Genomic DNA, 23649 nt, shown 5'->3' with positions numbered 1-23649 from the left:
GGGCGGAACAACTGTGTTTCGACCGCGGGAGACAAAGGCTCTTTTTTGCGGAGGACTAAGGTATGGGTAATGGACGAGCCCTCCGAGTCGGACGGCGCCTGTCACAGTTGTGGGACCGCGGTTCACCCAGCCGACAACTTCTGTCAGGAGTGTGGCGCGCAGTTGGCTGGCTCCGGCGGCCAGCCCGCAGAGTCAGCAGACGGCGGAACGGTGCCCCTTGACGGGGCAACCGACCAGCACACGGAGTTCGACGACGGAGCGTCGCCTCCGCAAAAATCTGGACCGGGCGCACCGGGGTCGAAACGCGGTCAGGAGTCACCGTTTCGAGCAGTTGGGGCTGCGCTTGGACTGAGTGTCGCTGGCCTCGGAGTGCCATTAATCGCCCTCTCGATTATCGGCGCAATCCTCATCGGGATTGGCCTTCCGGTTGGCCCAGTTATCGTCGGAATGGCACTGTTGCAGTTTGCCTGGTTCGTCGCACTGGGCCTCTGGTTTCTGCGCCGCCAGGGCTACGATTGGGACGGTGTTCGAGCGTATCTCGGTATCGAAATTCCCTCGCTGAAGGAGATCGGACTCGTGCTCGTCACCTGGGTTGGCATCATCATCACGGCGGGTATCGTGCTGACGGTTGTAACCGAGGTTGCCGCGGAGCTAGTCGGCCCCAGCAACGCAGAGCCAGCAGAGAACTCGACCGGTGAGGCTATCGCCGCGAATCCGGAAATCGTCGTCTTCGCTGTTATCGGGATGTTGCTGGTGGTCGGCCCAGCCGAGGAGACACTGTTCCGCGGCGTGGTACAGAACCGGCTTCGGGAGTCACTGTCGACAGTTCCGGCGATTTTGCTGGCGTCGCTGCTGTTCGCGATGGCACACGTCTTCGCGCTCGCCGGCGGCGGCAGTGCAACCGGGATTGCGATCACGATGTCTGTGCTCTTCGTCACGAGTATCGGCCTCGGCTGGATCTACGAATACACAGAAAATCTCGTTGTCCCAGCCCTGTTACACGGCTTTCACAACTCTGTGGTTGTCGTCGCTACCGTCTCTGCGGCCACCGGCCTCACTGTCCCAGAGCTTCTGCTAAGCGCGCTATGAGCGAGACAGTGTCCGTGACCGTCGTTGACGGCGATGACGAACAGACTATTGAAGTGGCGCGTGGTCGCAAACTCCGAGACGCCCTGTTAGAGCGTGATTTCGAGGTGTACGGGACGGTCTCGAAACACGCCAACTGCGGTGGGCGCGGGCTCTGTGCCACCTGCACGGTTAACATCGACCCGACCGTTGCGCCAGAGCACTGGCACGACGCCGCGGCCGTCCAGTTCGGCTATCCGCGACTCTCCTGTCAGATTACCGTCGAGGAACCCCTGACTGTCCGCCTGCTCGACAAACACGTCTGGGGGCAGGTCTTCCCGCGACATCTGTAACGTTAAGAACCGGGGCGACGCAGACGGGATATGGACACACTTGCAGTCACCGGCGGACAGGTGCTCCGGCCCGACTTCAGCATCGAGCGGGCCGACGTACTGGTCGACACCGACGCCGGAACAATCGAAGCGATTGCTGAACCCGGAACTGTGGACGCCGACCGGACGCTGGACGCCGACGACGGACTGGTCATTCCCGGACTTGTCAACGCACACACCCACGTCGCGATGACGCTCTTTCGCGGCAGCGCCGACGACAAACAACTGGACGACTGGTTGCAGGAGGATATCTGGCCCGTCGAGGCCGAACTGCAGGCAGGGGATGTGCGGGCCGGCGCGGCGCTTGGCGTCGCGGAGATGATCCGCTCGGGAACGACCGCCTTCGCTGATATGTACTTCTTCATGCCGGAAGTCGCCGACGTTGTGGAGGAAGCCGGCGTCCGCGCCCGGTTGGGACACGGCTGTATCACTGTCGGCAAAGACGACGAGGCCGCCCACGAGGACTTCGAGGCCGGACTCTCTTTCGCCCGAGAGTACGACGGCGCGGCTGATGGGCGCGTCCAGACGATGTTCACACCCCACAGCCTCACGACTGTCGACGAGAAATTTTATCGTGAGTACGTCCCCGAAGCCCGAGAGGATGGAATTCCGATTCATCTCCACGCCAACGAAACTGAAAACGAGGTCGACCCACTCGTCGAAGAGTACGGGAAACGACCCCTTGCGTACGCCGACGAGTTAGGGCTGCTCGCCGAGGATTCTTTTGTTGCCCACGGTGTCCACGTTGACGAAAGTGAACTCGACTTACTCGCCGAGCGAGAGACGGCAGTTATCCACAACCCAGCCTCGAACATGAAACTCGCGAGCGGGATGGCTCCCGTCCAGGAGATGCTCGACGCGGGCGTCCCAGTCGGACTCGGGACCGACGGCGCGGCCTCGAACAACGACCTCGATATGTTCGACGAGATGCGTGACGCGGCGATGCTCGGCAAACTGGCCGCTGCGGACGCACGGGCCGTCGACGCGGAGGCAGTCGTTGAGATGGCCACGGCAGGGAGCGCAGACGCGATTGGTATCGAGAGCGGACGCGTCGAAGCCGGCGCGAACGCCGACCTTGCGGTACTCGACCTCGACGCCGCACACCTCACGCCCCGTCACGACCTCCTCAGCCACCTCGTGTACGCCGTCAAAGGCAGCGACGTCCGACATACCGTCTGTGACGGGCGTGTTCTGATGGAAGACCGAGAGCTCCAGACCCTCGACCTGGACAGTGTGATAGCAGAAGCGACCGAACACGCCGCCGCGCTGTTCGAGCGAGCGGGCAAATGAACGGGCGGACAGTCGGAGAGAGATAAACGCTATGCAGCCGTTTTAAATCTTTTAACAGTCTAAGAATCTGTCAGAGTGCGTTCGGAACGTCCGGTGAACGAACTGAACGGGATGGGGGGTTTAGATGGAATTCGACCCAAGTCGCAACTACGATGCAACGGAAATCACTACTGATCGTGTTTGCGCTGGCAATGGGGGCGGCTGTCCTCGCTGCTGGTGCAGTGACTGTCGCGGCAGACGGACACGCGTCCGTCGACGTAACGCAGAACGACGACGGAAACGTGACAGTGACAGTCGCACAGAATGACACGGCAGTAGCGAACAGCACAGTCGAGGTATCGACAGTTGACAACACGACCTACAGCGGTACGGGCGAGTACAGCACCGATGAAAACGGGACGGTTGGGCTCCCCGCACCGGAGAACGACACCACCGTCGCAGTGACAGCCACTGTCGACAACGAGACGGTTAGCACCGAAGCAGAACTTGACGCTGCTGGTGAGGCCGAGGAAGACGAGGAAGAGGAAGGTAGCTTCGGACAGCTTGTCTCCTCGTTTGTCCACTCGCTGCTCGGCGGCGAGACGACCGACGACAACACCACGGAAAACGAGACTGCGATGAACGACACTGACCAGCCGTTCGGTCAGTTGGTCTCTGCGTTCGTGCTCGACAACAACCCCGGAAACAGTGACGCAAACCAGACCGGCCCGCCGGCCTTTGCCGGCCCCGGTGGTGACGACGAGAACGAAAGCGACGCTGGCCCGCCGGAACACGCTGGCCCACCAGAGAACAAGAGTAACGCCGGCCCGCCAGAAGACGCCGGACCGCCTGCTGACCGCGGCCCAGGCAGCGATGACGCTGACGACGAGGATGGCGAAGATGTAGAGGAAGAAGCTGAGGAAGAGGAAGAAGCTGAAGACGAAGAAGAAGACGAGGAGGAAGAAGAAGCTGAAGACGAAGAAGCTGAGGAAGAAACTGAAGAGGAAGACGAGGATAACGGTCGACAGGGGCCCCCGGACAGCGCTGGCCCGTAACGACGCGACACGGTTCTCGAGTTACTCACCGGAGTTTTCTCTTTTCGCCCGGCCCGCAACCAGGCACTGGCAAGGCTGGGGCCGGACCGACCGGCTTAACAGGTTCAAAGCCAACACGTGTGTATGCGAACTGTCGACGCGGCCGGACTGGAGATTGGAGACGACCAGCCGCCACGGATCATGGGCGTGTTGAACGTCAGTCAGGAGTCCCCGTACAAACCGTCGGTGTTCGACGACGCGGGTGAGGCTGCCGAATACGTCGATACACAACTCATCGACCAGGGCGCAGATATTGTCGACGTCGGGCTGGAGTCCGCCAACAAGAAATTCGAGGTGCTCTCTGCCGAGGAGGAACTCGACCGACTCGACACTGCCATCGAAACCATCGAGAGCGTCAGCGGCGACGCCGTCTTCTCTATCGAAACACGGTACCACGAGGTCGCCGAGGAAGCGCTCAAACGGGGCTACGATATGGTCAACGACATCTGTGGCTTTGCCGACCCAGAGATGCCGCGCGTCTGTGAGGACTACGACGTGGCAGTTGGGAAGATGGCGAGTCCGGCTGACCTGGAACGACCCGGTGCGGTCGAGGATGTCGACGATATCTACGACGCACTCTTCCAGAACGGACTGACCGACAAGACAATTATCGACCCTGCCTTCGGGGGGTGGAGTGAGGAGAAAACGATAGAAGACGACCGCGAGACGTTCCGCCGCCTTCGGGAGTTTCGTGCCTTCGGCCAGCCGATGCTGGTCTCGATCAACCGCAAGAACTTCCTCCGGTCGATTGCTGGCCGAGACACCGAGGGCGCGCTGCCCGTCTCGCTGGCCGCAACCTCGATGGCCGTCGAGCGCGGCGCTCACGTTATCCGGACCCACGACGTGGCCGAAACCCGCGACGCCGCACTCGTCGGTGATACGTTCACGCCAGACCGAACAGAGACGACCATCGACGGTGTCGAAATCGAGGAACTGGACGTGCGAACGCTCGGTGACGCTCGCAGATACACCGACGACGACACCGCAGCAGCCGGCGTGACAGTCGCGTGTGAACTCCGCGGACTCGACGACGCAACGCTAACCCACCTCCGCACGACAGGACAGGAGGCGAACGTCGCTGTCAGCGGTGGGGAGTCAGCCTTCGTGGCCGGCTCAATTCAGTCGGTGGAGACACTCATCGGCGAGCTTGAAGATGAGAACCTAACCACGGCGTTGACGGCGGTTGTGGAGGGTTCTCGGTGAGAAAACTTATACCCCAAGAGCCAAAATCAGGCAATGACGGCCGAAAGGGCATACTCGGGCAGGGGCAGTTCGGTATGCCATTTCGGCTCAATCCGGTTTATATCGGACCCACTCGTAATACCCGACAGAGAGGCCTCTAGCCGTGGAATTCGAGCAGTGGGAGCCAGTGTACGAGGCTATCCTCGCTGACTTCGGTTACGGGCGCGCGGGCGACGAGCGTGCGCGCGACCGACTCGCAGAGCTACTCGAGTCGAGTTTCGACCCCGGGGCGCTGGACTGGAGGGGCCAGACCGTCGCTATCGCTGGCGGTGCCGACTCCATGGCAAAGGAGTCAGAACTACGACTGGCAGCGGACGCTGACGTGGTCGTTGCGGCGTCGATTGCGGCTGACCGACTCCGTGAACACGAGATTGCTGTCGACTGTATGGTGACTGATCTGGACAAAAACCCGGAGACGGTGGTCGAGCTCACCACAGCGGGGACGCCCGTTGCTGTCCACGCTCATGGCGATAACACAGCCGCGCTGGAGGCGTGGGTGCCGAAACTCGACCACGAGTTTGTGGTACCGACCACACAGGCCGCGCCGGCTGGCATCGTCCGGAACTTTGGCGGATTTACTGACGGCGACCGAGCAGCGCTTCTCGCTGACGCCCGCGGAGCAGCAGAACTTGTGTTTCCGGGCTGGGCGTTCGACGACCCAACAGTCGACGCAGAAAAAGCCGAAAAGCTCCGGTGGGCCGAGCGGTTGTTGTACTGGCTCGAACGCCGTCGTGAACAGCAGTTCACCGTGCTGGACGGCCGACGAGAGCAACTCGACAGTTCTGGACTCCCAGTGGAGTAACTGGGAGACCCAGTGCTGCTGGCAAGTGGGCTAAAACCGAAAAACAGACTGTTAGATTATAGCAGACCCGTCTTCTGCAGTTTCATCAGATCCTCGGTGTCGAGGGTTTCGCCTTCCTTGAACTGCTGGTAGATCTCTTCGGCCTCCTCGCGGGCGGCCTCCTGTTTCTCTTCGCGCTGTTCGCGCTCTTCTTCTTCTTCCTTTTTGTCCAGTTCGCGCAGGCGCTTCTGGACACGAACGAAGTCTTCGTGGTGCTGGTCGGCCGCTTCCTGGGCGTCGACGAATTTCTCGTGCATCTCGTCGGCTTCGTCACGAATTTCGTCAGCCTCGCGGTAGGCCTCGATCATCTCGTTGTGGTGTTTCTGGGCCTCGTCGGCGAGCTCAGTCACCTTCTGGTGGTGTTTGGAGGCTTCGGCGCGGACCTCTTCAGCTTCGTCTTCGATCTCATCGATCTCTTCGTTCTGGTCGAGTTTCTCCTTTTTTTCCGCGAGCTTCTCGCGTTTGTCTTCGATTTTCTCGATGAGTTCGCGCTCGTCCTCGGTGTCCAGCACTTCGGTCTGCTGTTTGAACTCGAGATCTTCGATCTCGGATTCGAGCTCCTCAATATCCTTGCCCTCGTCGAGCTTGGCGTCGTCTTTGAGCTGTTCGACGCGGTCGAACAGTTCGTTGGCCTCGGCGTTGAGTTCGTTGCGCTGCTCTTTGTGCTCCTGAACCTGCTCGTTCAGTTCGTCGCGTTTCTCACGGTGTTCCTGAGCCTCGTCGACTTTCTCTCGGGTGTTAGCGTTGAGGTCGTCGCGGTTAGAGGCCCGTTCGGAGGCCATCTGGTTTAGCTCGTTGCGCCGGTCGCGGAGCTTGCCAGCGAGTTTGATAAGTTCGCCTTTGGATTTGTTTTCGAGCTCTTCGTCTGTAACTTCAATGTTTTTGGACTGGTCTATCGAATCTGCCATGGTTGAACCTCGATTCCATATGCGGTGCGGCTGTCGTTGACACTCTCCCTGCGGATCTGCTGTCGTCGAAAACAGGCGTTCCCTATCATGTTGGGCGGAGTGCTGTACGACCAAATCGCCGCACGCGTTCTGGTGTCTGATACTTTTGCAGGATTGGGTTTAAACATTCCGGTCGGATGACTCCTTGACTGCCGTTCCCACGACTCAGGGCCACACAGCGAGGTCGTAGCTGTTCGTCACCTGGCCAGCGTCGTACGACAGCTCGAGCGTGACCTGACTTACCCCCTCGCCGAGGTCAACCGACCCGCCGGTCCAGCGACCACTCGCACCGACGGTTAACTCGGCACTCCCACCGGCAGTGTCGGTCTCCCAGTGGAGTGTTCCGGAGAATGCCTGCGGCGTGTCGTTGATCACAGTAACGGTGCTTTCCATCTCGCCGGGTGTGCTCAGAAACGCCTGCACTGGCTCGAATCCCTGGCGAACCGTCTCGACGGCTGTTTTCTCCTCACCGTCGGCACTGTATACTCCCATTCCTGCACCCGACGCCGTATCGCGCAGGGCGAAGGGAATCGCTCCGCGGCGCTCGCAGCGGAGATGTTCGACGAGACGTCGGAGCAGCTGAGACTGGTACTGCTGGGAGCCCTCGACGCCGCCGTCGACGTGTCTGTCGTGTTTGTCGGCCTCGAAGCCGGGGATATCTCCCGTCGCTCCTGAGTCGGCGAGCGCGCCGGCACCGAACTCCGCGACGACGCTTGCGGGGTAGCGGCTCAGAAGCTCCTCGATATCGCCCGCCTCACCGTAGGACCAGCCGGGATAGTACGAGCCAATCTCACTCCCGACGCCGGCGCCGCCAACGACTGGGAACGAGGGCCGATGGTCGGGCAGTGCCGTTGCCACCTCTTCGGCGGGACCGGTGTCGTAGTTCGAGCGCCAGGCTCGATAGCGAAAGCGAAGTTGGTCGAGTGTGCCCGTCCCAAGCCCGTCACCGAAGGCGTCGACCGGGTCGTCGTGGGCAGACGTGACCGCGAGCGCGGGGTAGCGGCTGTACTGGCGGTCGAGCGCCCGCGCGTGGTCTATCCCACCAGTCGTCTCGAAGGAACCGGGGCCGGTCAGCGGCAGGTCCTGCCAGACCAGCAGTCCTGCGGCCGAACACCGTTCGTAGAACTCCTCGGAGGGGACGTGGCCGTGGGCACGGACAAGGTTGGCGTTGCACTCGATAGCGCGGTCGATATCAGCTTCGTCGTCGGTGAGGACGTTGAGTCCGCGGATCGACATGGGTTCGCCGTTGGCCACGAGTCGTCCATCGTCGAACTCGATATCACAGATACCGGTCGTGCAACTGTACTCGCTCTCACCGAGTTTCGCGCGGAGTGTATACTGGTGCTGGTCGCCCAGACCACGGGGCCACCACAGTTCTGGGTCGTGGACATCGACGGTGTGTTCGACAACTGTCCTGCCAGCCGCGTCGGTCTCTACGCTGCCGCGTTGCATCATGCCCCGCGATTTAGTGTCGCCCGCTGGCCGAATCGAATAGGTGATGTGGTCGTCGATTGGGCCATCGGTGAGCACGGTTGTCCGGAGTTCGAGTTGGACACCGTCGTTGCTGACAACCGGCGACACGTCGATACGGTCGACACAGGGGAGGGCGTGTGATTCGATGTCAGCACCCCACCAGATGCCCGGCACAGACTGCTCGTCTGGAACGAGGTCCGTGTCGTGGATGCCACCGAAGCGGCCAGTTGGTGCGTGGCAGGTAACGGTGAGGTCGTTCTCGTCGTCTGGCTCGAAAGGGATGCGCAGTGGTCGGAAGTACGTGTCGTGTTCGACGGTCCCCTCACCGTCGAGGAGGTCGGCACTCAGTTCGACCGCAGTGTCTGCGTACAGTCCCCGAAGTTCCAGAACAGCAATGTCATCCGCAGCCTCGCGCGGGTCCGCAAACGAAGTCATGTACTCGACAACGTCTGCCCTCGCAAACGCCGCCGGTCGGCCGGGAACAGTGACCGACTGCCCGGAGGCGTCAGTCGCTGGAGCCGTGGCCCGCCACTCATCGAACATGTTACTCGCCGCGTCCCCTGCCGGTATAGCCTTTTCGCGTTTCGGTAGGGGAACGACTATCGGCGTCGGTGCCGTTGCACGCAATATGACAAACGGTTCGCTCAACAGACCGGCCCGGACAGCCGTCGAGCAGTGTATGAATCTCCAGCCCGAGGAGTCCTGCGCCATCGTCACCGACGACAAGCGACAGGCCATCGCGGAAGCGCTGTACAGCGTCGCCGCCGAGATTACTGACGACACAGTGCTACTGCGATATCCGCCGGGCAACCAGCACGGCGAGGAGCCACCGGACCCAGTCGCGGCCGCGATTCAGCACAGCGATGTCGTGCTCGCACCGACAACGAAAAGTCTCAGTCACACGACTGCCCGCGTCGACGCAACGGAGGCAGGTGCGCGCATGGCGACACTGCCCGGTATTACGGACGGCGTCTTTCTGATGGGACTGGACGCCGACTACGAGCGTATCCGCAAAGAGTGTGCGAATGTGCTCGCACAGGTCGAAGACGCAGGCGAGATTCGCGTCACCTCGCCACAGGGCACCGACATCACCTTCGAGCCAGGAGACAGGGAGTGGCTCGAAGACACTGGCATCGTCCACAGCCCTGGCGAGTTCTCAAATCTCCCCGCAGGCGAGGTGTTCGTCAGCCCCGAAACCGCCGACGGGACCGTCGTGGTGGACGGGACGATGATGCCCCACGGCAAACTCGACGACGGCCAGACTATCGAGTACACCGTCGAAGATGGAATGGTGACCAGCATCGAAGACGACGCGCTCCGAGAGGAGGTCGAGGCTGCCGCAGCGACGGCCGGTGAGGACGTGTATAATCTGGCTGAACTGGGCATCGGGACGAACGTGGCTGTGACTGACCTCGTTGGCTCCGTCCTGTTGGACGAGAAAGCCGGCGGGACGGTCCACATCGCGATCGGCGACGACCACGGAATTGGCGGCGATATCGAGGTCCCGATTCATCTGGACGGAATTCTCACCGAACCCACTGTGTACGCCGACGGCGAGGAAGTTACGCTGCCGTCGAGTGCGGTGTGACGCTTCGGACAGAGAGCGGTCGCTGAACCGGTCACGGAGGCGTCTAGTTACTAAGGCAACGGATTCATATGTACGCAGTAGTTCTAAACAGCAACATGAATCCGCTCGGAGAACAACAAGAGTCGGAGGTCCTGTTCGGTGGGCACCGGCAAAAAGAGCGGTTGTTTGCGGAGTTAGACCGGACCGACCTGTCCCGACATCTCGCGTTCTTTTATGAGGACTCAGAAGCACAGATGGATGTCGCGACGATCTATCTGTGCTACGGGTTGATGACAGGGCGGCGAGCGGTATACTTTTTCGAGAGTTCCGACCCGGCGCGAATCGAGGAGTCACTGCGGGAGGCGGGTATCGACGTCGACGAACGACTCGCTGACGGTGACCTGGTGTTTGCGGATGCGACGGAAACGTACGTCGAGCCGGAGTTCGACGCCGACGGAATGATTTCGACACTCGAACGGGAGGCTATCCAGAGTGTCGAAGACGGATACGAGGGCCTCTGTGTCGCGGGCGAGAACACGTGGTGTTTCCACGCAGACGCGTCTTTCGAGGAAATTCTCGACTTCGAGTCAGACTTCGACGCCGTCTGCCCCGATTTGCCCGTCGTCGCGCTCTGTCAGTACGACCTCAACCGCTTCGACCGGGAAGCGGCGGCGAAAGCGCTGTGGACACACGACCAGCTGATTTACCAGTACACGCTGTGTGACAACCCCTACTACGTCCCGCCTTCGCAGTACACCGCCGGCGACGACACCGCGCTCGATGCGAAGTTGATGCTCGAACAGACCCACGAGCTCGCGCGCACCCAACGCCAGCTCTCCCGGCGAGAACAGCGTCTCGAGGTCGTCAGTCGGGTGTTGCGACACAACATCCGCAACGACCTCAACGTCGTGTCCGGAAATATCGAACTCGTCCGGGAGGGCGATGCGCTGAGTGACCAAGACCGAGCGCGTCTCGAGCAGGCAATCGACCACGTTAACCAGGTCTGTGATATCGCCGAAAAGTCCAGATACGTCCAGCGAACCCTCGAGCAAACGGCGATGAGTTCGTTCACGGTTGGCCCCTTGTTAGAGCGAGTGACCGAGGCGGTCCGGGCAGCGAATCCGGATGTGGATATCTCGGTTCAGGGAGAGCTCGGTCAGACGATTGGAGTGAGTGAAGCGTTCGGAGAGGCGCTCGTTCACCTGCTGCTGGACGTCGTTCGCAACTACAACGGAGCCTCCCCGGTCATCGAGATTACCTGTGAGCCGGTGCCGCCAGAGAATGTCTGCATCAGTATCGAGACTGACCAGCGACTCATCCCGGCGACAGACCGGGAGGTGCTCCGTCTGGGGACGGAGACACAGCTCAAACACGGCACCGGTCTGGACCTGTGGCTGGTAAAGTGGATTATCGAAAGTGGATACGGCACGCTCGAATTCCCCGAGAACGAGAGCCGTCTGCGAATCAACTGCAAGCGAGGAGCCGGGTGAGCTACCGACGGCCCAACCAGTGGGTTTAATTACCAGCCCTTTGCATCAGCGGTCCATGAGGCAGAACATCAAGTTGTTGGGTCGGATTTCGTTGACGATGCTGTCGGTCGGAGTGGGGTTGGCAATCACCTCGTGGATGCTTATGTGGTGGGTTGGCGCAAACGAACTTGCCGGCGAAGGCTCGCTGATTGCTGGTGACGCGCTGTTGAGCCTTGCGTCACTGGTCGCGCTGCTGGTTATTATCATGTCAGCGCCGATCGTCGCCGGTATTGTCGGCGTCTTCGAGGGGCTTCGCGAGTCGAGCATAGTAAAGGGACTCTGGGTCAGTATCGGCTGTCTGATGGGCACTGCAGTGATGATTCCTGTTGCAGCAATCGTGCTGGGACTCGCGACGAGCGGTAGCGGCGGGCCGTCAGCGCTGGAACTCGTGACCATTACTGGACTGGTGGGGCTTGCCAGCGCCTTCGCTGGTGGACTCAGTTCCCAGATGACCGACTAAAACGAAGCGTTCACTCCAGTGAGATTACGCCGGTCACCCGTGCGACCAGCGTGACGAGGATTGCGAGCACTGCGGTGGCTAGTCCGGCAAAGCCAACAGCCTGTCCGAGGACGGTCAACACGAGTGTTTCCGTGCTCTGTATCTCCTCCTCACCGCCGTCGTCTGTCGTGCTGCGGTCCTGAAGTTCCTGTTCGTTTAGGGAGACATCCATGTTGAGCACCAGCCAGTTCTCGCCCGGTTCGTCGGCCGGGAGGTCCAGAAAGCCGTTGATCGTCGAACTGCTGGTCTCCTCGTCGACAGTGAACTCGTTATCAACGAGCGTGACCTCAGCAGTGTCGCCGTTGAATTCTGCAGAGCCAGACAGCGACCCGCTTTCGCCTGTCGTCTGGACCGATTCGTACGTGAACGACGCACTCTGAATCGTCACGCGGAATCTGCCCTCGACGGTGAAGACTCCTTCTTCGCGGTCAATTTGGCCCTCAAGCCCGTCGATCACTTCGACGTCGGCCGTGAGACCAAGGTCTTCGTTGACTGTCAGCTCCGGGAACGTGAGATTTTCAGACTCCCACGTCCCGTCCTCAGGATTCACCGTAGCTTCGATTTGAATCGGCTCTTCACCCTCTTCGAGGGACGGAAACGGTACTCCCTCGGTTTCCGCGGCCGACTCTGAGTCCTCCGAGAAGGCGACATACCCGCCCTGACTCTCGGCGACGAAGGCCGTTACCTCTGTCTCGTTTGTATCCTGTGCAACGCTGGGTGTCGTTGCCGTGTCGTCGGCGTGGCCGCCGGCCACCACACCGGCACCCGCCGTGACGACGACCGCGGCGACCACCGCCACAACCGTTACCAACCCCACAGTTCGGATTCGTGTCATTGTATCTCCATCTGGCATCTGTGTTGCAGTTCCTCTGAGAGCACCGTTTGCTATCCCCCATCTTAATAACTATGTCATCGACAGGTAGAAATTATCCACCTGTTTCGAGTTTACTCGGGCACTCAACACAGTCGGACGACGGCCACAACTGTCTCCGAGTGGGTGGGGGTCGCGGCCAACTAGCAGGTAGACAAATATATATGTCTGGCTCGTCCTTCTTTGAATGCTTATGTCCAACAACGAGGATACGTCGGGATCCCCGGCGGATCGAGTTCTTCCAGGGTACACTGGACAGTACGTCTGAAATCACAGACGCACGAATTTTCGACACCACGCTCCGCGACGGAGAGCAGACGCCGCGAACATCGTTTTCCTACGAGGACAAACGAGAGATAGCAGCGCTGCTCGACGAGATGGGAACACACGTCATCGAGGCGGGATTCCCCGTTAACAGCGACGCGGAATTCGAGGCCGTCCGAGATATCGTCGACGCGAGTTCGACGACAATCTGCGGGCTGGCGCGTGTTGTCGAGGAAGATGTAGAGGCCGCGCTTGACAGCGGCGTCGATATGGTCCACGTCTTCGTGTCGACCAGCGACGTCCAACTCGAAGATTCGATGCACGCTACCCGCACAGACGCGGCCGAGCGTGCCGTCGAATCGGTCGAGCGCGTGAAAGAGGCCGGCGTCGAGTGCATGTTCTCCCCGATGGACGCAACACGCACCGACGAAGGGTTCCTGCTCGATATTGTCGAGCAGACCGTCGACGCCGGCGCGGACTGGATCAACATCCCCGACACGACGGGGGTTGCGACGCCGACCCGCTTCCAGAAGATGGTCGGACAGGTCGTCGAAGTCGCCGACGCCGGCGGCGCTCGCGTGGACGTCCACACCCACGACGACTTCGGGTTGGCGTCGGCAAATGCACTGGCTGGCTACGAGGCCGGGGCCAGTCAGGCGCAGGTGTCGGTCAACGGGATTGGCGAGCGTGCCGGCAACGCCGCCTACGAAGAAGTCGTCATGGCCTTGCGGTCGCTGTACGATGTCGACACTGGCATCGACACGACGAAGATTACGGAACTGTCCCGCATCATCGAGGAGAAGTCGGACGTGCCGGTACCGGGCAACAAGCCCGTCGTTGGCGCGAACGCCTTCTCACACGAGAGTGGCATCCACGCCGCCGGTGTCATCGAAAACTCAGACACCTTCGAGCCGGGCGTGATGACCCCGGAGATGGTCGGTGCCAAACGCGAACTCGTGCTGGGGAAACACACGGGGACGCACTCCGTGCGGGAACGACTGGTCGAAGCTGGCTTCGACCCGACCGACGAGGAGGTCACCGAAGTCACGCGCCGAGTCAAGGATTTCGGCGCGGAAGCCCAGCGGGTGACGATGTCCGAACTGGAGAAGTTCGCCCGTGAGGTCGGTGTCGACCGTAACCGCGAAGGGGAGGTCCGGGCGTAGGGCCATGACCACCCCGGTTGCCCGATACCGAACAGCGACCGCCGGAGACAGACGCCCCACACTGGCCGGAACCGCCGGAGACAGGGGCTCCAGACCTGTGGGTCCGTCACGGAACGTTTATTATCGACCCCGAATAGAGATACGTACTGATGCGAGAACACGCTGGCCGAGCGCGTTCGACCCTCGCCAGCAGCGGTGCCGTTTTCCGGCCACTGGCCGTCAGCGGTCGTATTGTAGGGGCGGTCTAGCCCCTCACTCTACTCACCAGTTTTCCGGTTCGTATCGCCACCCAGTTGACCGACACCAGCGACTACCACATATGCAATTCACACAGTCGACGGAGGGATGCACATGAGCGAACGTGCATCAGTCCCGAAAGAACACGACGACGAACAGACGACGACAACAGAGATCGAAACAGGCGCAGACGCGGCCGTTGCAGCGCTCGAAAACGCCGGCGCTGACACGCTCTTCGGCGTGCAAGGCGGAGCAATCATGCCCGTTTACGACGCACTGTACGAGCACGAAGCGATGGACCACTACACGATGGCCCACGAACAGGGCGCGGTCCACGCCGCTGACGCCTACGGTATCGTCACCGGCGACCCGGGCGTCTGTATGGCCACCTCTGGCCCCGGTGCGACGAACCTCATCACCGGCATCGCCGACGCGAACATGGACTCTGACCCGCTGATTGCGCTCACTGGTCAGGTCCCGACAGAGTTCGTCGGCAACGACGCCTTCCAGGAGACCGACACCATCGGCGTCACCCAGCCAATCACGAAGTACAACATTTTCGCTGACGACTCCGATACTGTCGGCAAGGATGTCGGCGAGGCGTGGGCACTGGCCAACGAAGGCCGACAGGGGCCGACGCTCGTCGACCTGCCCAAAGACGTGACCAACGGCGAGACCGACAGTGAAGCCGCCGTTGCGGAGAGTCCGGAGACGTACAATCCGCCGACGACAGCCGACGAAGTCATCGTCGAAGAAGCCGCGAAGACGCTCGAAACTGCCGACCGGCCGGCTATTCTGGCTGGCGGTGGCGTCATCAAGGGCGAAGCCTGCGATGAGCTGCGCGAATTCGCACAGGAATACGAGATTCCAGTGCTGACGACGATGCCCGGCACCGGCGCCTATCCCGAAACCGACGACCTGGCGCAGGGAATCGCCGGGATGCACGGGACCGGCTACGCCAACCTAGCAATCTCGAACTGTGACGTACTCGTCGGTATCGGCACTCGCTTCGACGACCGCCTGACCGGCGAAATCGCAACCTTCGCGCCGGACGCAGCGGTCATCCACATCGATATCGACCCCGCGGAAATCTCGAAAAACGTCGAGGCAGATTACCCACTGGTCGGCGACGCCGGACTCGTCATCGACCAACTCGACGAGGCGATGGACCAGACGCCACCGGCCGACGAGTGGCGCGAGCAGTGCCAGACCTGGAAAGACGAGTATCCGATGGAGTACGAGATGCCCGACGACGACCCACTGAAACCGCAGTACGTCGTCGAGAAATACGACGAACTGACGCCGGACGACACCATCGTCGCGGCGGGCGTTGGCCAACACCAGATGTGGGCCTGGCAGTTCTGGACCTGGCGAGAGCCACGGACGTGGGTTACCTCCCACGGCCTCGGGACGATGGGCTATGCGGTGCCCGCAGCTATCGGCGCTAAGATTGCTGCACCCGACAAGGAAGTTGTTGCCTTCGACGGCGACGGCTCCTTCCTGATGACCGCACAGGAACTCTCCGTTGCGGTCCGCGAACAACTCAACATCACCATCGTCGTCCTGAACAACGAGGCTGTCGGGATGGTCCGACAGTGGCAGGACGGCTTCTTCGAGGGCCGACGGATGGCCTCGGAGTACCCGTGGGTGCCAGAGTTCGACAAACTCGCCGAGGCCTTCGGCGCACAGGGACTGCGCGTCGAGGACCCCGACAACGTCGAGGAGACAATCGAGCAGGCCCGCGAGTACGACGGGCCGTCTGTGATTGACGCGATTATCGACCCGGCAGAGAACGTCTACCCGATGGTGCCAAGCGGCGGCGACAACGCCCGCTTTGCACTGAACGAAGACCACCTGGAGGAACTATGACCAAAGGCGAACTCCCCGGTCCCGGCCCGGACGAACGGATGCATCCGGAGGGACGGCGAAACAGTCAGGGAATCAGAATCGACCCCGAGACAACGGCAGAACACCCACCACGGCGAGCGGTATTGTCGGCGCTGGTGAAACACGAACCCGGCGTCCTCGCAGAGGTGTCAGGGCTCTTCAGTCGCCGACAGTTCAATATCGAATCACTGACGGTCGGCACGACTGTGGACGACGATTTGGCGCGGATGACAATCGTCATCGAGGAGCCACGGCCCGGTGTCGACCAGGCGAAAAAACAGCTCGAAAAGCTCATTCCCGTGATTTCGGTGCGAGAACTCGACCACGACGCCGTCCAGCGCGAACTGGTCATCGTGAAGGTCAACGGCCGCGAACCGGACAAGGTCAACGCCATCACCGACATGTACGACGGCCAGACGCTAGACGCCGGCCCGCGGACAATTACAATCGAAATCACCGGCAACGAGCAGAAAATCGACGACGCGATCGACGCCTACGACCAGTTCGGCATTCGTGAGGTTGCCCGGACAGGTTACGCCGCCATCGCGCGCGGTGAAGCCCCGACAGCACAGGTCTCACGGCCGAATCAGGCACCGACAGAGGCACAGGTCGAAACCGAGGAGGCAGACGACTGAATCATGACAGACGAGTTTACGACGACAGTGTACTACGACGACGACGCCGAGGAATCGTACATCGAAGACAAGACAGTTGCAGTGCTTGGCTACGGAAGCCAGGGCCACGCCCACGCACAGAATCTCGACGACAGCGGTGTCGATGTCGTTGTTGGCCTTCGTGAGGGGTCGTCCTCGCGTGCGGAGGTCGAAGCCGATGGGCTCGACGTCGCAACGCCCGACGCGGCGGCTGATCAGGCCGACACCGTTGTCATGCTCATCCCCGACACCGTCCAGCCTGCCGTCTACGAGGCAATCAAGGACGGACTGGACGAGGGCGACACGCTGCAGTTCGCACACGGATTCAACATCCACTACGGCCAGATCGAACCGCCAGCAGGCGTCGACGTGACGATGGTCGCGCCGAAGTCACCGGGCCACCTCGTCCGGCGAACGTACAAGCGCGGTGAGGGCACGCCGGGACTGCTCGCGGTCTACCAGAACGCCACCGGACAGGCCCACGAGGAAGGACTGGCCTACGCGCAAGCAATTGGCTGCACGCGAGCAGGCGTCATCGAGACGACCTTCCGCGAGGAGACCGAAACCGACCTCTTCGGCGAGCAGGCCGTCCTCTGTGGCGGCGTCACCGAGATGGTCAAAGTTGGCTTCGAGACGCTCGTCGACGCGGGCTACTCGCCGGAGATGGCCTACTTCGAGTGCCTGAACGAACTCAAGCTGATTGTCGACCTGATGTACGAAGGCGGCCACATGGAGATGTGGGATTCAGTGTCTGACACCGCGGAGTACGGTGGCTTGACGCGAGGTGAAGAGGTCATCGACCGCGAAGGAATGGAAGAGATCCTCGAGGGCGTCCAGAACGGTGAGTTCGCCCGCGAGTGGATTTCCGAGAACCAGGCCCACCGGCCGGCCTACAAGCAGTATCGCAGCGCAGAACAGAACCACCAGATCGAGGAAGTCGGCGAACGACTGCGCGACCTCTTCGAGTGGGGTGACCAGCAATGAAGATGCAAGATATCGACCACACACATCCACACACAGGGACAGCATTCGGGCGGAACTACTACGCGACCGAGGAGATCGCCGCCGACGGCGGCCACGAGGCCGACGAAGAGACGATGAAAGATGTCGACCACGACAACGCCGAGGGCGCAGACCGCGCCTTCGAGCGCGGCACAGAAGGACGCGAGAGGTCAGTATGAGCCAAAACACACTGTACGACAAGGTCTGGGAGAAACACAAGGTGACCGAGCTGCCGAACGGACAGGACCAGCTATTCATCGGCCTCCACCTCATCCACGAGGTGACGAGTCCGCAGGCCTTTGCGATGCTCGAAGAACGCGGCATCGACGTTGCCTTCCCCGAGCGAAACTACGCGACGACCGACCACATCGCGCCAACCGAGGCCGAGAAGCGCAACCGCCCGCTTGCGGACGACGAAGCCGAGAACATGCTCTCGGCGCTCGAACGCAACGTCACCGACAACGGAATCACCTTCTTCGGCTTCGAGTCGGGCCAGCAGGGGATCACCCACGTCGTCGCGCCGGAACTCGGCCTCTCTCAGCCCGGGATGACCGTTGCCTGTGGTGACTCACACACCGCAACGCACGGTGCGTTCGGTTCGATTGGCGTTGGCGTCGGCACCAGCCAGATCCGCGATATCCTCGCGACTGGCTGTATCGCCGCCGACAAGCAGAAGGTTCGACGAATCAACGTCGAGGGAAGCCTCGGCGAGGGCGTCTACGCGAAAGACATCATCCTCAAAATCATCCAGGAACTGGGTGTCGACGGCGGCGTCGGCCACGTCTACGAGTACGGCGGTCCCGCTATCGAGGAACTGGATATGGAGGGCCGACTCGCCATCTGTAACATGTCCATCGAGGGCGGCGCTCGCGCGGGCTACATCAACCCCGACGACACCACCTACGAATACCTGAAGGGCCGGGAGTACGTCCCTGATGGCGACGAGTTCGAGGAGCGCAAAGAGTACTGGGAATCCATCAAGTCCGACGAGGACGCCGAGTACGACGATGTCGTGACCATCAATATGGACGACGTCGATCCGCTCGTGACCTGGGGAATCAACCCCGGACAGGTCATCGAAGTCTCCGAGCCGATTCCCGAGCCAGACTCGTTCGAGGCCCGGTCGGACCAGGAGGCCGCCGAACGTGCACTCGAACACATGGACCTGGAACCGGGCGACTCGATGCTCGGCTACGATGTCGATGTTGCCTTCCTGGGTACCTGTACGAACGGGCGGGTATCAGACTTCGAGGTCGCTGCGAAGATTCTCGAAAACAACACCATCGCTGATGACGTTCGCGCGCTCGCAGTCCCCGGGTCGGAGACGGTCCGCAAGGAGTGTGAAGCCCGCGGCATCGACGAGACGTTCATCGAGGCTGGCTTCCAGTGGCGACGTGCTGGCTGTTCGATGTGTCTGGCGATGAACGAGGATTCCCTCGAAGGAGACGAAGTCTGTGCCTCGTCGTCGAACCGCAACTTCATCGGTCGACAGGGCTCGAAGGAGGGTCGAACCGTCCTGATGAGTCCGGCGATGGTCGCCGCGGCGGCAGTCGAAGGCGAGGTGACCGACGCTCGTCGGTTCTTCGAGGACGACGTGCAGACAGTGAGTGCAACCGATGTCGAGGAGGTGGCAGACTGATGGCTGACGAAGCCCACATCACCGAGGTCGGTGGCACCGGCGTGCCGATTCCAGGCGATGACGTCGACACGGACCAGATTCTGCCCGCGCGGTTCATGAAAGAGGTAACGTTCGACAACATGGCGGATTACCTCTTTTACGACGCTCGGCGTGACGAGGACGGCGAATTCAACGACCACCCGCTCAACCGCTTCGAGGGGGCCTCGATTGCAGTCGTCAACCAGAACTTCGGCTGTGGCTCCTCGCGTGAACACGCGCCACAGGCCATGATGCGCTGGGGCGTCGACGGCGTTGTCGGCGAGTCTTTCGCCGAGATTTTCCGCGACAACTGCAAGTCTCTGGGCATCCCGGCTTTGACGGCCTCTCACGAGGATGTGACAGCCCTGCAGGAGTGGATCGAAGCCAACCCCGACGCCGACATCGAAATCGACGTCGAGGAAGAGACGGTCACCTACGGCGACACTGTTATCCACGGGAACATCGACGACGCGATGAAAGAGGCGCTCGTCGACGGCATCTGGGACACGACACAGCTCATGTACTCGAATCTCTCGAAAGTCGAGCAAACGGCAGCGGAGCTTCCGTACGTCGAAGAAGTCTAAGCGGCGAACTGATTTTTGCGCGGTGAGCCGAGTTACGAAGAGCCGGTCTGAGTCGTTTCTGTGTAGGTCGGTGTTGGGTCTTCGACCCCAGAGAGATACGCTGCCAGGTCAGTCGTCGAGAGCATCCCAATGACATGATTGTCGTTGTCGACGACCGGGAGATGGTGGATGCCGTAGGTAATCAACTGGTCGGCAGCCTCCTGAATCGAGTCCTGTGCGCCGACGGTGACGACATCGCTCGTCATGTAATCGCGGACGGTACTCTCGTCTTTGGGGTCGTTTTCGGCGACGATGTGAACGAAATCAGTACTCGTCAGGATGCCGCGTAGTTGCTCGTCCTCGTCCACGACAACCACTGAGCCGATGGTCTTGTCCCGGAGCAGTTCTGCCGCAAACTCAACGCTGTCTTCGGGCGTCACTGTGACGACGTCTGGGGACATGAGGCGTCCGACGAAGATGTCTTCCATGAATATTCCTTATATTCCAGGCTCCTAAGTGGTATCGGTTTTGGTTACCGTTTTGCTCGGCCAGCGACGGCTATCGACACCCTCTTTTCCGCACCACCTACAAGTACGGGCATGACTCACGAGATTGCGGTGATTCCCGGCGACGGGATCGGTCAGGAAGTGACGCCCGCAGCGGTCGATGTGCTCGAAGAACTGGACGTTCACTTCGAGTTCGTCCACGGCGAGGCCGGCGACGAGACACAGGCAGAGACCGGCGACGCGCTCCCGGAGGAGACAGCAGCGATTGCGGCCGACGCCGACGCGACGCTGTTCGGCGCGGCCGGCGAGACGGCAGCGGATGTCATTCTCCCACTCCGGTCCATTGTCGGGTCGTTCGCAAACGTCCGTCCCGCCCGCGCCTATCCTGGACTCGACGCGCTCCAGCCCGACACTGACATGGTCTTCATCCGGGAGAACACCGAGGGTGTCTACTCGGGCATCGAAGACGAAATCACCGACGGCGTGCGGACGCTCACCCGTGTCATCACCGAAGACGCCTCAGAGCAGATTGCCGAGTTTGGCTTCGAGTACGCCAAACGAAACGATTACGACGACATCACTATCGCACACAAGGCAAACGTCATGCGGGAAACTGATGGGCTCTTTCTCGACGTCGCCGAGCGGGTTGGTGAGCAGCGAAGCGCCGAGTACGATACAGCTCTCATGGACGCCCTCGCCATGCATCTCGCGATGACGCCCGAGGACTACGGCGTGGTCATCTGTCCAAACCTCGCGGGTGACATGCTCTCTGACCTCGCTGCCGGACTGGTCGGCGGGCTTGGGCTACTTCCCTCCGCAAACATCGGCGAGGAAAACGCACTATTCGAGCCAGTGCACGGCTCTGCGCCGGATATCGCCGGCGAAGAGGTCGCAAACCCTTCGGCGATGATTCTCTCGGCAGCGATGCTGCTCGACCACCTCGACTATCCAGGCGAAGCAGCAGCGGTCCGCACGGCCGTCGAGAGTGTGCTGGATTCAGGACCGAAGACGCCAGACCTCGGTGGCTCCGCGTCGACGACCGAGATGACCGACGCGATTATCGACGAGCTGTAGCTCAGTCTGGCTTCACCAGTTTGTTACCGTCCTGGGCAAGAAGCCCACGTTCGACCGCAATATCGAGTACCGCTTCACAGTCTTCTTGTGAGAGGTCGTAGGTACTCGCTGCGACGGCGAGCAGTTCCATCCGGTCGACGGGGAACTCTCGGTTCTGCAGCAGGCGCATCACCTTGTTGTACTCGAGTGCTGAAATCGAACGGCGATTGTCCGGCTCGCGGTCGGAATCATCCGAGTCCTCGACTGGTGGCTCACTCGGTGCCTCAGCGTTGGTTTCTTCGACAGTGTCTGGCTCAGACTGCGATTCGTCGAGTGGTTCAGACTCGGACTCGTTGAACGCGATCTCTTCTGGAGATGGGTCCGCAACCTGCTGGTCGAGAGAGTCGTCGTCAGACTCCTCGAATGCAACTTCCTCGTCGGGCACCTCTGTTCCTGAATCCGCAGCTTCGTCTTCCAGGCTGTCGGCAATTTCCTCGGCAGTACTGCTGAACTCCTCGGGAATGTCTGGTTCCATCTCCGACTGGAGGGTATCGTCAGCGTCATCTTCGGTCTCGAGACTGTTATCGAAGTCGAAGCCGCCGTCGTCGGGTTCGGCCTCCATCTCGGGTGACTCATCGGGACCAATATCGAACGGTTCCTCGTCCATCACGGACTCATCTGCGTCGCTCGTCTCGTTCGGGTCCGGCTCAGTATCTGCGCTGCTGTCTGCGGCGTCCGGTTCGTCATCGAACAGCGAAGTCTCGTTGTCAGCCTGACTGTCGATGTCGTCACCGAGGACGTCCTCGATGTCAGCGTTGCCAGTCGCAATCTCGTCAGCCTGGAGAATACTCGGGTCGACGCCGCTGTCCGACGCGTCATCGTGGCTGTCGTCGGGGTCGTTCAGGGCAGACTCACTGGCATCGTCGCTCGCTGGCAGGTCATCATCGGCACGCTCGGATTCTCCGTCAACTGGCGTCGTGTCGATATCCTCGACACTGCCCAAGTCGCTGTTGTTGTCGGTATCGTCGAGCACGGCATCGTCTTCGAAAGTTGCGTCAGCTTCAACCGGGTCGACAGCATCGTCTGTCTCGGTCGTCAACTCCTCGTCGAGAGACTGCTCGTCCTCGTCACCCGAATCCGGCTCGTCCGCTTCATCTGCGTCGGAGTCGTCGGTAAACTCGCCGAATTCGTCGGGAACGTCTGGTTCCATTTCGTCGCTGAGTGTCGACTCCTCGTCTTCGTCTTTCTCGACAGCCAGGCCGGGAACCTCGTTCACATCCTTGTCGTCGGGGAGTTCGTCTGGGTCGGTCGTGACTGGCTCGGGACCGGGTTCGGCCACGCGTCCGGGGGCAATCGAGGTTTCTTCGAAGGCATCAGTGTCAGAAGAGTCCTCCGTAGCTGTCTCCTCGTCAGCTTCCGAGGACTGCTCTGCAACCACCTCGTCAACGTCTGGCTCTGCTTGCAGTTCTGACTCGCTGTCTTGGCTCTCATCGGGCGTTGTTTCCTCGGTCGTCGATTCAGTATCAGCGTCAGTAGACAGCTCAGATTCTGAATCGTCGGTTTCTTCCGCTTCGGCTGAAGAAATTGCCGACTCCACAGCGTCGTCTTCTGCCGGGGGGGCGTCAGTCGAGGTGGTGTCATCTGCAGCTTCGGCGTCGGGAGCTGTTTCGCTGGACGTGTCAGTGTCCGCCGGAACAGTCGCACCGACGTTGTTGGCTTCGAGCAAGGTGTCGAGTTTGTGCCGACAGCTCGCACAGAGCGTCACTGGTCGACCTCCACCCGCGGAGTCGAGCGAATACGCACCCAGGGGCTCGTCCAGCGCCGCCCCACAGAAGTAACACGATGAGAGATGGTCCATACAGCTACGACTGTTCC

General features: G+C 61.0%; 22 protein-coding genes. 17 read left to right on the top strand and 5 right to left on the bottom strand.

Annotated elements, in window-relative coordinates; all coding sequences use genetic code 11:
• Window positions 1-69: 69 nt before the first annotated feature.
• The 6 genes from ACMGFM_RS00790 (at window position 70) to ACMGFM_RS00765 (ending at window position 5864) form a co-directional block, all read left to right on the top strand.
• On the top strand, window positions 70-1089 hold the full coding sequence (locus ACMGFM_RS00790) for a CPBP family glutamic-type intramembrane protease (protein WP_436900363.1): 1020 nt from the start codon (window positions 70-72) through the stop codon (window positions 1087-1089).
• Window positions 1086-1418, top strand: a complete 333-nt coding sequence (locus ACMGFM_RS00785) for a 2Fe-2S iron-sulfur cluster-binding protein (RefSeq protein ID WP_436900361.1) — start codon at window positions 1086-1088, stop codon at window positions 1416-1418. The genes ACMGFM_RS00790 and ACMGFM_RS00785 overlap by 4 nt, the downstream gene beginning before the upstream one ends.
• A gap of 30 nt (window positions 1419-1448) precedes the next feature.
• On the top strand, window positions 1449-2747 hold the full coding sequence (locus tag ACMGFM_RS00780) for an amidohydrolase (protein WP_436900360.1): 1299 nt from the start codon (window positions 1449-1451) through the stop codon (window positions 2745-2747).
• A 152-nt stretch (window positions 2748-2899) separates the two neighbouring features.
• Window positions 2900-3781 (top strand): hypothetical protein, encoded by an 882-nt coding sequence (locus tag ACMGFM_RS00775; protein ID WP_436900359.1) that lies wholly within the window; start codon window positions 2900-2902, stop codon window positions 3779-3781.
• Window positions 3782-3904: 123 nt separating this feature from the next.
• Window positions 3905-5023 (top strand): dihydropteroate synthase, encoded by a 1119-nt coding sequence (gene folP, locus ACMGFM_RS00770; RefSeq protein ID WP_436900358.1) that lies wholly within the window; start codon window positions 3905-3907, stop codon window positions 5021-5023.
• A 142-nt stretch (window positions 5024-5165) separates the two neighbouring features.
• Window positions 5166-5864, top strand: a complete 699-nt coding sequence (locus ACMGFM_RS00765) for a 6-hydroxymethylpterin diphosphokinase MptE-like protein (protein WP_436900357.1) — start codon at window positions 5166-5168, stop codon at window positions 5862-5864.
• A gap of 56 nt (window positions 5865-5920) precedes the next feature.
• Here ACMGFM_RS00765 and ACMGFM_RS00760 read toward each other — a convergent pair whose 3' ends face one another.
• Window positions 5921-6811, bottom strand: a complete 891-nt coding sequence (locus ACMGFM_RS00760) for a coiled-coil protein (protein WP_436900356.1) — start codon at window positions 6809-6811, stop codon at window positions 5921-5923.
• 204 nt (window positions 6812-7015) lie between these two features.
• On the bottom strand, window positions 7016-8866 hold the full coding sequence (locus tag ACMGFM_RS00755) for a glycoside hydrolase family 2 protein (protein WP_436900353.1): 1851 nt from the start codon (window positions 8864-8866) through the stop codon (window positions 7016-7018).
• An 85-nt stretch (window positions 8867-8951) separates the two neighbouring features.
• Here ACMGFM_RS00755 and ACMGFM_RS00750 point away from each other — a divergent pair, with 85 nt between their 5' ends.
• The 3 genes from ACMGFM_RS00750 (at window position 8952) to ACMGFM_RS00740 (ending at window position 11879) form a co-directional block, all read left to right on the top strand.
• Window positions 8952-9911, top strand: coding sequence for an aminopeptidase (locus ACMGFM_RS00750; protein WP_436900352.1), 960 nt, complete (start codon window positions 8952-8954; stop codon window positions 9909-9911).
• 95 nt (window positions 9912-10006) lie between these two features.
• The gene (locus ACMGFM_RS00745; RefSeq protein ID WP_436900351.1) at window positions 10007-11380 is read left to right on the top strand and encodes an MEDS domain-containing protein; all 1374 of its coding nucleotides are present in this window, start codon (window positions 10007-10009) and stop codon (window positions 11378-11380) included.
• A gap of 55 nt (window positions 11381-11435) precedes the next feature.
• Entirely contained in the window at window positions 11436-11879 is a 444-nt protein-coding gene (locus tag ACMGFM_RS00740; protein ID WP_436900350.1) for a hypothetical protein, read from the top strand.
• Between the two features lie 10 nt (window positions 11880-11889).
• On the opposite strand, the gene ACMGFM_RS00735 is transcribed toward ACMGFM_RS00740, so the two are convergent.
• Window positions 11890-12753 carry a hypothetical protein gene (locus ACMGFM_RS00735; protein ID WP_436900349.1) on the bottom strand — a complete coding sequence of 288 codons (864 nt, stop codon included), beginning with the start codon at window positions 12751-12753 and terminating at the stop codon, window positions 11890-11892.
• 200 nt (window positions 12754-12953) lie between these two features.
• Between ACMGFM_RS00735 and ACMGFM_RS00730 the strand changes: the two genes are divergently transcribed.
• From ACMGFM_RS00730 to ACMGFM_RS00700, 7 genes are all read left to right on the top strand, one after another.
• Complete coding sequence (locus ACMGFM_RS00730; protein WP_436900348.1) at window positions 12954-14216, top strand: LeuA family protein; 1263 nt, start codon at window positions 12954-12956, stop codon at window positions 14214-14216.
• A gap of 351 nt (window positions 14217-14567) precedes the next feature.
• Window positions 14568-16322, top strand: a complete 1755-nt coding sequence (gene ilvB, locus ACMGFM_RS00725) for a biosynthetic-type acetolactate synthase large subunit (RefSeq protein WP_436900347.1) — start codon at window positions 14568-14570, stop codon at window positions 16320-16322.
• Window positions 16319-16975 (top strand): acetolactate synthase small subunit, encoded by a 657-nt coding sequence (gene ilvN, locus ACMGFM_RS00720; protein ID WP_436900346.1) that lies wholly within the window; start codon window positions 16319-16321, stop codon window positions 16973-16975. Before ilvB ends, ilvN begins: the two co-directional genes overlap by 4 nt.
• Window positions 16976-16978: 3 nt before the next feature.
• Window positions 16979-17977: a ketol-acid reductoisomerase gene (gene ilvC / locus ACMGFM_RS00715; protein ID WP_436900345.1), complete on the top strand. Its 999-nt coding sequence runs from the start codon at window positions 16979-16981 to the stop codon at window positions 17975-17977.
• Window positions 17974-18174 carry a DUF7989 family protein gene (locus tag ACMGFM_RS00710; protein ID WP_436900344.1) on the top strand — a complete coding sequence of 67 codons (201 nt, stop codon included), beginning with the start codon at window positions 17974-17976 and terminating at the stop codon, window positions 18172-18174. Before ilvC ends, ACMGFM_RS00710 begins: the two co-directional genes overlap by 4 nt.
• On the top strand, window positions 18171-19634 hold the full coding sequence (gene leuC, locus ACMGFM_RS00705; protein WP_436900343.1) for a 3-isopropylmalate dehydratase large subunit: 1464 nt from the start codon (window positions 18171-18173) through the stop codon (window positions 19632-19634). Before ACMGFM_RS00710 ends, leuC begins: the two co-directional genes overlap by 4 nt.
• Window positions 19634-20236 carry a 3-isopropylmalate dehydratase small subunit gene (locus ACMGFM_RS00700; protein ID WP_436900342.1) on the top strand — a complete coding sequence of 201 codons (603 nt, stop codon included), beginning with the start codon at window positions 19634-19636 and terminating at the stop codon, window positions 20234-20236. Before leuC ends, ACMGFM_RS00700 begins: the two co-directional genes overlap by 1 nt.
• A 32-nt stretch (window positions 20237-20268) precedes the next feature.
• On the opposite strand, the gene ACMGFM_RS00695 is transcribed toward ACMGFM_RS00700, so the two are convergent.
• Complete coding sequence (locus tag ACMGFM_RS00695; RefSeq protein ID WP_436900341.1) at window positions 20269-20703, bottom strand: CBS domain-containing protein; 435 nt, start codon at window positions 20701-20703, stop codon at window positions 20269-20271.
• A 111-nt stretch (window positions 20704-20814) separates the two neighbouring features.
• On the opposite strand from ACMGFM_RS00695, the gene ACMGFM_RS00690 reads away from it, so the two are divergent.
• Window positions 20815-21795 (top strand): isocitrate/isopropylmalate family dehydrogenase, encoded by a 981-nt coding sequence (locus ACMGFM_RS00690; RefSeq protein WP_436900340.1) that lies wholly within the window; start codon window positions 20815-20817, stop codon window positions 21793-21795.
• Window position 21796: 1 nt separating this feature from the next.
• On the opposite strand, the gene ACMGFM_RS00685 is transcribed toward ACMGFM_RS00690, so the two are convergent.
• Complete coding sequence (locus tag ACMGFM_RS00685) at window positions 21797-23632, bottom strand: midas domain-containing protein (RefSeq protein WP_436900339.1); 1836 nt, start codon at window positions 23630-23632, stop codon at window positions 21797-21799.
• Window positions 23633-23649 lie beyond the last annotated feature (17 nt).

The organism is Halovenus halobia, assembly GCF_051414135.1.
Classification (GTDB): domain Archaea; phylum Halobacteriota; class Halobacteria; order Halobacteriales; family Haloarculaceae; genus Halovenus; species Halovenus halobia.
Note: the sequence above shows the minus strand (reverse complement) of the source record. Positions and strands in the feature narration are given on the sequence as shown.